This window comes from Nonomuraea sp. NPDC003727, assembly GCF_053586935.1.
Genome location: NZ_JBSFNE010000035.1, coordinates 27,579 through 39,868, shown reverse-complemented (window position 1 = coordinate 39,868; position 12,290 = coordinate 27,579). Strand labels below are relative to the sequence as shown.

13 protein-coding genes and 1 tRNA gene are annotated in these 12,290 nt (G+C 71.9%); 11 read left to right on the top strand and 3 right to left on the bottom strand.

The window, feature by feature from the left end:
• The first annotated feature begins 74 nt into the window (after positions 1-74).
• The 4 genes from proB to ACWDLG_RS43375 all read left to right on the top strand — a co-directional run bounded on the left by proB (position 75) and on the right by ACWDLG_RS43375 (position 4,829).
• Entirely contained in the window at positions 75-1,193 is a 1,119-nt protein-coding gene (gene proB / locus ACWDLG_RS43390; RefSeq protein ID WP_449931246.1) for a glutamate 5-kinase, read from the top strand.
• An 18-nt stretch (positions 1,194-1,211) separates the two neighbouring features.
• The gene (locus ACWDLG_RS43385; protein ID WP_449931244.1) at positions 1,212-2,492 is read left to right on the top strand and encodes a glutamate-5-semialdehyde dehydrogenase; all 1,281 of its coding nucleotides are present in this window, start codon (positions 1,212-1,214) and stop codon (positions 2,490-2,492) included.
• 51 nt (positions 2,493-2,543) lie between these two features.
• Complete coding sequence (locus ACWDLG_RS43380) at positions 2,544-2,720, top strand: hypothetical protein (protein WP_354916391.1); 177 nt, start codon at positions 2,544-2,546, stop codon at positions 2,718-2,720.
• A gap of 78 nt (positions 2,721-2,798) precedes the next feature.
• Positions 2,799-4,829, top strand: a complete 2,031-nt coding sequence (locus ACWDLG_RS43375) for a protein kinase domain-containing protein (protein WP_449931242.1) — start codon at positions 2,799-2,801, stop codon at positions 4,827-4,829.
• Positions 4,830-4,964: 135 nt separating this feature from the next.
• Here ACWDLG_RS43375 and ACWDLG_RS43370 read toward each other — a convergent pair whose 3' ends face one another.
• Positions 4,965-5,987 (bottom strand): M48 family metallopeptidase, encoded by a 1,023-nt coding sequence (locus tag ACWDLG_RS43370; RefSeq protein ID WP_449931240.1) that lies wholly within the window; start codon positions 5,985-5,987, stop codon positions 4,965-4,967.
• Positions 5,988-6,073: 86 nt separating this feature from the next.
• On the opposite strand from ACWDLG_RS43370, the gene nadD reads away from it, so the two are divergent.
• From nadD to ACWDLG_RS43345, 5 genes are all read left to right on the top strand, one after another.
• Positions 6,074-6,688: a nicotinate-nucleotide adenylyltransferase gene (gene nadD / locus ACWDLG_RS43365; protein ID WP_449931238.1), complete on the top strand. Its 615-nt coding sequence runs from the start codon at positions 6,074-6,076 to the stop codon at positions 6,686-6,688.
• Positions 6,689-6,886: 198 nt separating this feature from the next.
• Positions 6,887-7,282 (top strand): ribosome silencing factor, encoded by a 396-nt coding sequence (gene rsfS / locus ACWDLG_RS43360; RefSeq protein WP_449931236.1) that lies wholly within the window; start codon positions 6,887-6,889, stop codon positions 7,280-7,282.
• Positions 7,279-7,908 carry a histidine phosphatase family protein gene (locus ACWDLG_RS43355; RefSeq protein ID WP_354916405.1) on the top strand — a complete coding sequence of 210 codons (630 nt, stop codon included), beginning with the start codon at positions 7,279-7,281 and terminating at the stop codon, positions 7,906-7,908. The genes rsfS and ACWDLG_RS43355 overlap by 4 nt, the downstream gene beginning before the upstream one ends.
• Before the next feature lie 128 nt (positions 7,909-8,036).
• Positions 8,037-8,109 (top strand) — tRNA-Ala (locus ACWDLG_RS43350).
• A gap of 95 nt (positions 8,110-8,204) precedes the next feature.
• The gene (locus tag ACWDLG_RS43345; protein ID WP_449931234.1) at positions 8,205-8,870 is read left to right on the top strand and encodes a hypothetical protein; all 666 of its coding nucleotides are present in this window, start codon (positions 8,205-8,207) and stop codon (positions 8,868-8,870) included.
• Positions 8,871-8,997: 127 nt separating this feature from the next.
• On the opposite strand, the gene ACWDLG_RS43340 is transcribed toward ACWDLG_RS43345, so the two are convergent.
• Both ACWDLG_RS43340 and ACWDLG_RS43335 read right to left on the bottom strand, forming a co-directional pair.
• The gene (locus ACWDLG_RS43340) at positions 8,998-9,648 is read right to left on the bottom strand and encodes a response regulator (RefSeq protein ID WP_449931232.1); all 651 of its coding nucleotides are present in this window, start codon (positions 9,646-9,648) and stop codon (positions 8,998-9,000) included.
• Entirely contained in the window at positions 9,623-10,768 is a 1,146-nt protein-coding gene (locus tag ACWDLG_RS43335; RefSeq protein ID WP_449931230.1) for a sensor histidine kinase, read from the bottom strand. The genes ACWDLG_RS43340 and ACWDLG_RS43335 overlap by 26 nt, the downstream gene beginning before the upstream one ends.
• A 180-nt stretch (positions 10,769-10,948) precedes the next feature.
• Between ACWDLG_RS43335 and ACWDLG_RS43330 the strand changes: the two genes are divergently transcribed.
• Together ACWDLG_RS43330 and ACWDLG_RS43325 are read left to right on the top strand one after the other, a co-directional pair.
• Positions 10,949-11,707, top strand: coding sequence for a hypothetical protein (locus tag ACWDLG_RS43330; RefSeq protein WP_449931228.1), 759 nt, complete (start codon positions 10,949-10,951; stop codon positions 11,705-11,707).
• Positions 11,704-12,231, top strand: coding sequence for an anthrone oxygenase family protein (locus ACWDLG_RS43325; protein ID WP_449931226.1), 528 nt, complete (start codon positions 11,704-11,706; stop codon positions 12,229-12,231). Before ACWDLG_RS43330 ends, ACWDLG_RS43325 begins: the two co-directional genes overlap by 4 nt.
• Positions 12,232-12,290 lie beyond the last annotated feature (59 nt).

Genomic DNA, 12,290 nt, shown 5'->3' with positions numbered 1-12,290 from the left:
GTAGATCGGTAAGGTGTCCGCACGGCCCGGGGGAGTCCCGGGCGCGGCAGCGGGCCTCGGATAGGGTGCGGGACGTGCGGGAACAGATCAGCTCAGCGTCGAGGGTCGTCGTCAAGGTCGGATCCTCCTCGCTCACCACCCCTCAGGGCGTGATCGACGTCGACCGGGTCGACGCGCTGGTCGACGTGCTGTCGGCGCGCCGCCGTGCCGGCACGCAGATCGTGCTGGTCTCCTCCGGCGCGATCGCGGCGGGCCTCGGCCCGCTGGGGCTGTCCGCGCGACCGCGCGACCTGGCCACCCAGCAGGCCGCCGCCTCCGTCGGCCAGGGCGTGCTGGTCGCCCGCTACACCTCCTCCTTCGCCCGGTACGGCCTGCGCGTCGGCCAGGTGCTGCTGACGGCCGACGACATGATGCGCCGCTCGCACCACGCCAACGCCCAGCGCACGCTCAACCGGCTGCTGGAGCTCGGCATCATGCCGGTCGTCAACGAGAACGACACGGTGGCCACCGACGAGATCCGCTTCGGCGACAACGACCGGCTGGCGGCGCTGGTGGCGCACCTCATCCGCGCCGACGCGCTGGTGCTGCTGTCGGACGTCGACGCGCTCTACGACGGGCCGCCCTCGCGGCCCGGTTCCACCCGGCTGGCCGAGGTGCGCGGCCCTGAGGACCTGGTCGGCGTCGAACTGGGCAAGAACGGCGCGGCCGTCGGCACCGGCGGCATGGTGACCAAGGTGCAGGCCGCGCGCATCGCGACCGGCGCGGGCGTGCCCGTGGTGCTCACCGCCGCGGCGCACGCCGCGCAGGCGCTGGCCGGAGCCGATGTCGGCACCTTCTTCCACCCCGGCGGGCGCCACCCCGGCACCCGGCTGCTGTGGCTGGCCCACGCGACCACCGGACGCGGGCGGCTGACGCTCGACGAAGGCGCGGTCGAGGCGGTCGTCACCCGGCGCAAGTCGCTGCTGCCCGCGGGCGTCGTGTCGGTGGAGGGCGACTTCGCCGCGGGCGACCCCGTCGACCTGTGCGGTCCGCGCGGCCGGGTGGTGGCGCGCGGGCTGGTCAACTTCGACGCCGGGGAGATCCCCGGGCTGCTCGGGCGCTCGACGAAGGAGCTGGCCAGCCGGCTCGGTCCGGAATATGAACGCGAGCTCATCCACCGAGACGACATCGTCATACTGGAAGCCCACAGCTAGCTCGAGAGGTAGGGCGCGATGTCCGAGGAGTTCCTGAAGGTTGCCCACGCGGCGCGAGAGGCCGCCGCCGAGCTGGCCCCGCTGCCGCGGGCGGCCAAGGACAGGGCCCTGCGCGCCATCGCCGACGCCCTGGTCGAGCACCATGCGGAGATCATCGAGGCCAACGCCGCCGACGTGGCCAAGGCCAGGGAGGCCGGCACCTCCGAGGCGATGATCGACCGGCTCCGGCTCGACGAGGCCAGGGTCGAGGCCATCGCGCAGGCCGTCCGCGACATCGCCGAGCTGCCCGACCCGGTGGGTGAGGTCGTGCGGGGCGGCACCCTGCCCAACGGCCTGGAGCTGCGCCAGCTCAGGGTGCCGCTGGGCGTGATCGGCATCATCTACGAGGGCCGTCCCAACGTCACCGTCGACGGCGCGGCGCTGTGCCTCAAGAGCGGCAACGCGGTCCTGCTGCGCGGCTCGTCCAGCGCCTACTCCTCCAACACCGCGCTGGTGAAGGTCATGCAGGCGGCGCTGGAGGCGACCGAGGTGCCCGCCGGAGCCGTCCAGCTCGTGCCCGGGCTGACCCGCGACTCGGTCAAGGAACTGATGAGGGCCCGTGGCCTGGTCGACGTGCTGATCCCGCGGGGCGGCGCCTCGCTGATCAACTCCGTGGTCGAGGAGTCGACGGTTCCGGTGATCGAGACCGGCGTGGGCAACTGCCACGTCTACGTCGACGCCGACGCCGACCTCGATCTGGCCGTGGAGATCCTGGTCAACGCCAAGGCGCAGCGTCCGTCGGTGTGCAACGCGGCCGAGACCCTCCTCGTCCACGCCGACGCGGCCGACCGCTTCCTGCCCAAGGCGCTGGCGGCGCTGGCCGAGGCGGGCGTCACCGTCCACGGCGACGCGCGCGTGGCCGCCTTCGGCGAGGTGGTCCCGGCGACCGAGGACGACTACCTCACCGAGTACCTGTCGCTCGACATCGCCGCCGCCGTCGTCGACTCTCTGGAGGCGGCGGTCGCCCACATCAGGAAGTACGGCTCGGGCCACACCGACGCGATCGTCACGCGCTCGCAGCGCGCCGCCCGCAGGTTCGTCCAGCTGGTCGACTCCGCCGCCGTCGCGGTCAACGCCTCCACGAGGTTCACCGACGGGGGCGAGTTCGGGTTCGGCGCGGAGATCGGGATCTCCACCCAGAAGCTGCACGCGCGCGGACCGATGGGTCTTCCTGAGCTGACCTCGACCAAATGGGTCTACACCGGCGAAGGGCATCTTCGCACGTCAAAGGGTACGGTCATTCCGCCGAGTTGCGGCTGAGCCGCGTGTCCGAGTTGGCACGCGGCGGCGATGGCGGCTTGACTGGCCCCCATGGCTTTGGTGATAGCGATCATTTTCGCGGTTGTGGTGCTGTTCGCCGCCGACCGGTTGCTGCTGTGGATGGAGAGCCGCGGACACATCAACTGGCGCAGGAAAGGCCGTAAGAAGCTCGCCGAGGAGCCCACGACGGGGCTCGACGCCATGCTGTCCGACACTTCCCACCGATGACCGGCGCGCCGCGATCGTAAACAGGCGTCACACCGCTAAGGTTGTGTCCCTTATGGGCGCGCCGAGCGGGGAGGGAGCGTGAGCAAGCTCGGCAAGGTCGGGCCATACACCTTGCTCGAACGGCTCGGCCGGGGCGGCATGGGCGAGGTGTACCTGGCCAGCACCCGCAAGGGAGAGCGCGTCGCCCTCAAGGTGCTGCACGACCTGATCGAGGATTCCGCCTCGCGTATCCGTCTGGAGCGCGAGGTACGCGCGTTGCGCAGGGTCGAGAGCCCCTACGTCGCCAGGGTGCTCGACGCCGATCTCGACTGCGCCAGGCCGTACCTGGTGATGGAGCACATCGAGGGCGACAACCTGCTCGACCGGGTACGGCGCAGCGGCCCGCTGCGCGGCGCCGACCTGGTGGAGGTGGCGCAGGGCGTGGCGGCGGCGCTGGCGATCGTGCACGCCGCGGGTGTCATCCACCGCGACCTCAAGCCCGCCAACATCCTCATGGGCGCCGAGGGGCCGGTGCTGATCGACTTCGGCATCGCCCAGGTGATCGACGCCACCAGGCTGACGATGACCGGCACCTTCCTCGGCACGCCGGGCTACGCGGCTCCGGAGCTGTTCGCCGACGAGCACGTGGGCGAGCCCGCCGACGTCCACGCGTGGGCGGCGACGGTCGCCTTCGCCGCGACGGGGCGGCCGACGTTCGGGCGAGGCACGGTCGAGGCGCAGATGTACGCCGTGCTCAACGGGCAGGCCGACCTCAAGGGGGTGCCGGCCGGGCTGCTGCCGCTGGTGCGGGCGGCGCTCAACAGGGAGCCGGGCAAGCGGCCGACCGCCGCGCTGCTGGCCGACCGGCTGGCCAGGCTCGCCAGGGCGACCGTCGCCGCCGACGAGGACGTGAAAGCGCTCAGAGGCAGGGCCGCCGACGCGGCCAGGACGGCGCGGGCACGCGCCGACGAGGAGGTCAAGCCCGCCCGGAGCAAGGCCGAGGAGCCCAAGGTCGTCAAGCCGCGGGCGGCCGATGACGCCAAGGGGATCAGGCCCAGGACCGGCGAGGACGGCAAGGTCGCCAGACCGCGGCCGGCCCCCGACGACGGCAAGCCGGTCCGGGCCCGGGCCCAGGACGACGCCAAGCCGGTCCGGCCACGGGCCCAGGAGGACGGCAAGCCGGTCCGGCCACGGGTTCAGGAGGACGGCAAGCCGGCCAGGTCACGGGCCCAGGAGGACGGCAAGCCGGTCCGGGCGCGAGTCCAGGACGACGCCAAGGCGGCCAGGCCACGGGCCCAGGACGAGGCCAAGGCGGCCAGGACGAGGGCCGGCGAGGACGGCAAGGCCGTCCGGTCCCGGTTCGCCGAGGAGGGCAAGGCGGGCAGGGCGCGCGTGACCGACGACGCCAAGGCCGCCCGCGGGAGGGCCGCCGCCGATGAGCCCAAGGCGGGGCGCGGGCGGGCGGCGGAGGAGCCGAAGCTCGTCCGCAGCCGGATGCCGGGCCTGGCACGGGGCCGGGCGCGCGACGACGGCAAGGCGGCGGCCCGCGCGCAGGCCAGGGCGGCACGGGTCCGGCGGGCCGCGGCGGCGCAGGCGGAGCCGGCCCCCACCACGCTGCCCGCGGGGAACGCGGCACTGCTGCTGCTGGCGGTGCTGGCGGTGCCCTGCGTGGTGACGACCGTGATCTGGCCGATCGCCGGTGTGGCGATCACCGGGGCGTTCGTCGTGCTGGTGCGCACGGTGTGGACCAGCCACTGGCTGGTCAGGAACCGCACCTCGAAACGGGTGCGGGTGTCGCTGCGGGTGCTGCTGTTCCCGTTCGCGCTCGTCTTCTCGCTGGTCACCTCGGCGGGCTGGCCGGGGCTGCCCGTCGCGGCGGCCGCCGGCGGGGTGCTGTGGATGGTGGCGGGCGGCGAGCTGGGGCCCGACTGGTGGCAGCAGCCGGCGCCGGTGACGGCGGCGGGCGTGGTGTTCGGCGTGCTGTGCGGGGCGATCACCGGCAGGGAGGTCGAGCGGGCCGGTGCCGGCCTGCCCGAGCTGCGCAAGGAGGGCCTGCGCGCGCTGGCGGTGCTGGGCGGCTTCGTCGCGGTGTGCGCCGCCGCCGTCCGCGCGATCGCCCTCCTGCTCTGACGGGCACATGATCGCTCTGACAGGTACATGACCGCTCTGACGGGCACGTGACCGCTCTGACGGGGAAATGACTGCTCTGACGGGCATGACAAAGGTCTGGAAGGCGGCACTTCCAGACCTTGCCGGTGGGCCGGGTCAGTTGTCGCGGCGGGAGAAGCGGTTGAAGATGCGCTCGCCCGCGTTGACCGCGCCCTCGGCGACGTCGCGCAGGACGCCGATGAACGGGTCCTGGGACTCCGACCAGGAGCGGCGGTAGGACTCGGCGGCCGCCTTGACCTCGTCGGTGACACGGGCGCCGGCGTCGTCCTCGCGGCGCGGGTAGGTGCCGCCGACGATGCGCTCGTACTCGCCGCTGCGCTGCCACTTGTCGAGCTCGGCGACGCGGACCACCGCGAACGGGTGCGTGGTGCCGAGCAGGTTGAGCACCTTGAGGAAGCCGTCGCGCAGGTCACCCGCGGTGTCGTACTCCTGGTACTGGGCCAGGAAGGCCTCGATGTTCATCTCGTGGGTGTAGGCGCCGCCCGCGAGCTTCATCAGCGCCCGCTTGGCCGCCTCGGGGTCCTGCCCGCTGAGCAGGCCGCCGCGGTCGGCCGACAGCTCCGACTTGCGGTACCACTCCTCGAGGCCCGCCACGATCGCGCGCAGGCCGATGTAGCCGAGCGGGATCCAGGCCACGCGGGTGGCCAGGCGGGTGAGGATGTCGAGCATCGTCCGGTAGACGGCGTGGCCCGACAGGATGTGGGCGGTCTCGTGGCCGATGACGAAGCGCTGCTCCTCCTCGTTCATGAGGTTCAGCAGACCCGTCGTCACCACGATGAACGGGTCGTCGAAGCCGATCGCCTTGGCCTGGACCTGCGGGTCCTGCTGGACGTAGATCTCCGGAACCCGGTGCAGGTCGAGGATGTAGGCCGCGTCGCGGCCCATGTCGTACAGGGAGCGGAACTGGGTCTCGCTCACTCGTACGGCGGAGGCGAGGTACATCAGGCGCAGCCGGCGCTCGCTGATCAGCCCGGACATCTGCTTGAGAACCGTGTCGAACCCACTGAGCTTGCGCAGAGCGACCAGAGCGGACCTGTCTGCGGGGTGTTCGTAGGCACGGGACGAGATGCCGGGCAGTTGCACGCGGTTGCGATCCGGGGTGGTCGTCATGTCCGGCATGCTACGTCGGCGGCGGGTGTGATGCGCGTTTCTCGGAAAGGGGGGTGCTGAATGGCGGGATATGGCATCCGCGTAAGGTCCGTTCCATGATGAACGCGCCCAGTGTCCAGGGAAAGCGACGCGTGGGGGTGATGGGTGGAACCTTTGACCCGATCCACCACGGTCACCTGGTCGCCGCGAGCGAGGTCGCCCACCACTTCGAGCTCGACGAGGTCGTCTTCGTGCCGACCGGCCGGCCGTACCAGAAGGCGGAGAGGGAGGTGTCGGCGGCCGAGGACCGGTACCTGATGACGGTCATCGCGACGGCGTCGAACCCGCGTTTCTCGGTCAGCAGGGTGGACGTGGACCGGCCGGGACCGACGTTCACCATCGACACCCTGCGCGACATCAAGCGGATCTACGGCCCCGATTCCGAGCTGTTCTTCATCACCGGCGCCGACGCGCTGGCCGCGATCCTCGACTGGCAGGACGCCTCCGAGCTGTTCGAGCTGGCGCACTTCGTCGGCTGCACCCGGCCGGGCCACACGCTGCGCGACCCGGGGCTGCCGGAGGGGAAGGTAAGCCTGGTCGAGATCCCCGCGCTGGCGATCTCCTCCTCCGAGTGCAGGTACCGGGTCTCGAAGGGCGAGCCGATCTGGTACCTCGTGCCCGACGGGATCGTGCAGTACATCGGCAAGCGCGGGCTCTACCACACGGCCTAGCCGCACGAGGAGAGCCGGACCCGCATGGGCGTCCCCGGCCGGGGCAGCGGAGGCGTGTGCCGCTCGCTCGGGCATCGGTGGGACATGAGCCGACATGTACGGCCTGCGGGCGAGAAGCTATGTCCGGCAAAAGCCGGGGATACTATCAGGGTAAGCGTGGTCTATACACGTAGTCACACAGGAGGACAGACCCGCATCGTGACAGCATCCGAAAGATCCGTTCAGCTGGTCAGGGTCGCGGCCGAGGCCGCCGCCGACAAGCTGGCCGATGACATCCTCGCCTATGACGTGAGCGAGCAACTCGTCATCACCGACGCCTTCGTGCTCTGCTCCGCCACCAACGACCGCCAGGTGCGCGCCATCGTCGACGAGATCGAGGACAGACTCCGCATCGAATGCGATGCCAAGCCGGTCCGCCGCGAGGGCGAGCGGGAGGGGCGCTGGGTGCTCCTCGACTTCGTCGACATCGTCGTCCACGTGCAGCATGAAGAGGACCGCACCTTCTACGCGCTCGAGCGCCTCTGGAAGGACTGCCCCTCCATCGCGCTGCCGGAGAGCGTCACCAACACCGCCGCCCAGAGGGCCCGTACGTGAGCAAGCGGATCGTCTGCCTGCGTCACGGCCAGACCCTGTGGAACGTGGAGCACCGCTTCCAGGGGCACACCGACATCCCGCTCGACGAGACGGGCCTCGCCCAGGCGGCGAGGGCGGCCTCGCTGCTGGCGTCGCTGCGACCCACCATGATCGTCTCTTCCGACCTGCGGCGCGCCAACGACACGGCGCTCGCCCTGGGCCGGCTGGTCGGTCTGGACGTCTCGGTCGACAAGGACTTCCGCGAGCGCGGCGGCGGCGCGTGGGAGGGCCTGACCCGCGACGAGATCGCCGCCGGTTGGCCGGTCGAGTACGCCTCGTGGGAAGCGCCTGACGGCGAGCCCGTGTCCGAGGTGGCCGATCGGGTCGGGGCCGCGCTGCGCAGGTGGACGGGCAGGCTCGGCGACGGCGGGCTGCTGGTCGTCGCCTCCCACGGCGCGGCGCTGCGGCTCGGCATCGCCCACCTGCTGGGGCTGCCCCAGGAGCTGTGGTCGGCGCTCGGCGGGCTCGGCAACTGCTCGTGGTCGGTGCTGGAGGAGGGGCGCAAGGGATGGCGCCTGCTCGAGCACAACGCGGGCACCCTGCCCGAGCCGATCAACAGCGACGACATCCCCGAAGCGGCGTCGTGACCGTCAGGGGGCGCCCGGGCGTCCCCTGACGGCGGGTGAACTCGGCCCGAACGTTCGATTATGCGAAACGGGAGAGAAGGTTATATGCTCTCCGAGCGCCGCAACGAGAGAACTCGGAGCGGTGACCAGGGGCTATAGCGCAGTTGGTAGCGCACCTCCATGGCATGGAGGGGGTCAGGAGTTCGAGTCTCCTTAGCTCCACAACATAGAACCGCCCCTTACCTGACGCGACAGGTAAGGGGCGGTTTCGTTTTTCGTGGTGCTCTCGTTCGCGGCGATCGCCTAGAGTGCGCCAGGTGATCATCAAGCGTTCGACGGTGGCCGCCGGCCTGTTAGGCGGCCTGCTTCTCATGTCCCCGCCCGCGCTGGCCGAAGGCCCCGCCGGGCCCGTGTCCCCGGCTGAACTCAAGACCGCCCTGCTCCTGCCGGAGGACCTCGGCGCCGAATTCGTCCACAACAAGATCCGGAACAGGGAGTTCCTGGACGCCGAGACCGCCCATACGAAGGCGTGCGCCAAGGCGATCAAGGGGTTGGCTCCGTTCTCGCGGAGCAAGGCCGCGACCTGGCTGATGCGGGACGGCGTCCCCGAGGGGGTCAGGGAGTTCATCGTGAGCGGGACTCGCGCGCAGCTCTCCACACTGGAGCGGGCGGCCAAGGTCATGGTCCGTGACTGCGGCCAGGTCAGAGCCGGCACCAAGAACATGAAGAAGACGATCACCAAGCTGCCGGTCGGCAGGCTCGGCGACAGCGCGTACGGGATCAGGTATTGGGCGGAGAACCCGGCCACGGACCAGGGCCCGGTGATGGCCGTGGACATCGTGATCATCAAGGTCGGCGACGCCATGATCGCGCTGGAACACAGCGGCTTCTACGGCCGGTTCGATCCCGATCTCACCAGACCCGCCGCCGAGAAGGCGGCGACAAGGCTCCGAGAGGCTCTGGAGAGCTCGTCGCGCGGTTAGGCGAGGTGGTGTTCCGGCCCGCCGGAGAGGGTGGGCCGGGATCCGATCCGTGGGTCAGGCCGTGCGCCGTGAGGGGCCTGAACGGAGTCCAGCGATGACGATTCCTGCCCTCGGGCGTGTGGGCCGGTCAGCGGACGAGACCCGACTGGTAGGCGATCACCACGAGTCGCGCGCGGTCGCGGGCGTCGAGCTTGACCATGGCCCTTCCCACGTGGGTGCGGACCGTCGCCGGGCTGACCACCAGGCGCGCGGCGATCTCGTCGTTGGACAGCCCCTCGCCGACCAGCCCCACGATCTCGCGCTCGCGCTCGGTCAGCTCGTCCAGCCGCCGATTCGGCGCCACCGGCGCCCGGCGGGAGGCGAACGCGCCGATCACCCGGCGCGTCACCGAGGGCGACAGCAGCGAGCCGCCGTCGGCCACCACCCGGATCGCCCTGAGCACCTCTTCCGGGTCGGCGTCCTTGACCAGGAAGCCGCCGGCCCCCTCGCGCAGCGCCGCGAAGATGTACTCGTCGATCTCGAACGTGGTCAGCATGATCACATGTGTCCCGGCCAGCGTGGGGTCGGCCAGGATGTCCCGGAGCGTGGCCAGGCCGTCGGCGCCGGGCATCCGGATGTCCATGAGCACCACGTCGGGGCGCAGCCGCCGGGTCAGTTCCAGAGCCCGCTCCCCGTCGGCGGCTTCTCCGGCCACCTCCAGATCGTCCTCGGTCTCGATCAGCACCCGCAGGCCGATCCGGATGAGCGGCTGGTCATCGGCGATCAGCACCCGGATCACGGTCGTCCCCTCTCGTCACCGGCAGCCGCGCGCGCACGGCGAAACCGCCCTCCGGCCGGGGGCCTGCGGTGAGCGTGCCGCGCAGCGCCGCCACCCGTTCGCGCATGCCCGTGATCCCGTTGCCGGGGGTGTGCCGCGCGTGCCCGGCACCGTCGTCGGTCACCGAGACCTTGACGTCGTCGGCACCATAGTCGATCGTCACGGTCGCCGTGGCCGGGCCCGCGTGCCGTACCACGTTGGTGAGGGCCTCCTGCACGACCCGGTAGACGGCCCGCCCCGTCGCGTGGTGGAGGCGGGCCGGATCGCCGGCGACGGCCAGCTCGACCGGCTGCCCGGCGGCCCTGATCGACGCCACCAGGCCGGCGACGTGTTCGGGGCCGGGGGCGGCGCCGCGGTCCCTGACGAGGTCGAGCGTCGCCCGCAACTCGTCCAGCGCGTCCTTGCTGGTCTTCCTGATCGCCTCCAGCGCGTCCAGCACCTCGTCAGGGCGACGGCGGGCGACGTGGAGCGCGACGCCGGCGCGCATGCTGATCACGCTGAGGCTGTGCCCGAGCACGTCGTGGACCTCCCGGGCGATCGCCAGGCGCTCGTCCTGGACGCGCCGCAGCCGCCGCTCCTCCTCGGCCCGCGCCGCCCCGGCCCGCCGGTCCCGGTCCAGACGGATCACCGCGCCGGCCGCGAAGGGAAGCAGCATCGAGGCGTTCCAGGCGATCCAGGCGCCGGCGTCCTCGACGACCCACGCGCGACCCCAGCCGATCATGTCCGCGACCAGAAGCACGGTTCCTGAGACGCCCGCCGCCAGCAGCCCGCGCCGCAGGCCGTGGCGGTCCACGACGGTGGCGAGGGCGACGTACAGCGCGAGGAAGATCGGCCCGTAGGCGTGGTGCCGCGCGAGCATCCCCGCACCGCAGGCGAGGGTGACGGCCAGGACCGCCGCCGGATGGCGCGACCGGGCCGCCAGCGCCAGGCCGGCCACGACCAGCAGCGTGTAGGCGAGAGCGTCGAGCGCGCGGAAGGGCGGCACCCTGGTACGGGACGCCTCTACGCTCCCCAGGACGAACAGCGGCACGGCGACGGCCGCCACCGCGCCGTCCCACAGCCGGGCTCGGGATGATCTCACGCCTGCCAGCCTAGGAAGCGGGCGGCCCGGCCGTCATCAACGTCCGGACGTATGCGCCGTACGTTCCGGTCGTCACCCGGCTACGGCGGATGTGGCAGGGCCCCTACGGCGCGGCCCGCAGACCACGATGCGCCGGCAGGCCGACGACAGCGGCGGCCGGGCGGGGGAACGCTGGCGTCCATGTCCGATGAACGTGTTGCCCATGGTTCCCGCGCACATCCGACGAGCCGCGGCCCGACCGGGTGGCCGCCGCGCAGGCCACGGTTGCGCAAGGCGGTGCTCGTCGTCCACGTCGGCGCCTCGGTCGGCTGGCTGGGCGTCGCCGTCGTCATGATCGTCCTGGGGATCACGCTCCGGTACACCCAGGACCCGGCCGTCACCCGGGGCGGCTACCTGATGATGACGGTCATCGACGACGTGATCGTCATTCCGGCGGGGCTGCTCAGCCTCGTCACCGGCATCGCCGGCGGGCTGCTCAGCACGTGGGGCGTCGTCAGGTACCACTGGGTGGTCGCCAAGCTGGCCCTGGTCGTGCTGACGATGGCCAACGGCTTCTTCTTCCTGCACGGCTGGACCGGCCAGGCCCTGGCCGCCGCGGCGGGACCGGCCGCGGCTTCCGGCGGTCGTGGCGCCGACGTCGCCAGGGGCCTGCTGATCGCGGGAAATCTCACCGCCTTCGCCCTGCTGGCCGCGGCGACCGTCCTGTCGATCTACAAGCCGTGGGGAAGGACCCGCTGGGGACGCCGCGTGGCCGCCCGGAGACAACGGGGGCGCGCGGACCGCGACCAGCGGGCCGACCGGAGGGCCGACCAGCGGGCCGACCGGCAGGCCGACCACCGGGCCGACCACCGTGCCGACCATCGCGCCGACCATCGTGCCGACCATCGTGCCGACCGGCGGGCCGCCGGGCCGTCCTTGTCCAGCTGGGAGGCGCGATGACGCGCGTCGTGTGGTTCGCCGCGCTGACGGCGACCGGGCTGATGGCAGGCATCATGGCCGGGGGTGTGCTCACCGCTCGGGCCATGCTCGGCCAACCCGCCGCGGTGTACGCCGCGGTCGCCCGGCCGACGCACCAGACCTTCGCGCTGCCGATGACGGCCGTCGCGCTGGTGGCCATCGCCGCGACCGCGACGCTGCTGACGATGCTGTGGAGGCGCCGCCCTCGCCGGGTCGCGGCGACCGCCGTGGCGCTGCTGTGCCTGCTCGGGGCGATCACCACGACGCTCGTGGTCAACGTGCCCATCAACGGGCAGATGATCCATGAATGGCCGGGCCGCATCCCGGCGGACTGGGCCCAGATCCGCGACAGATGGAACACCTGGCACGTCGTCAGGGCGGCGCTGAGCATCATCGCCCTCGGCTGCCTCGCGGCGGCGCGGGCGCCCAGGTTCCGCGCCCCGCGCTCTTCCCCGGCGATCGAGGCCGACGATGCCGACGATGCTGACGCGAGGAGGGCCGGTTGACAGAGGACCCCGGTCGCCGGTGACGGCGAGCCGGGGTCCGAGAGGGGGTTGAGGCCGAG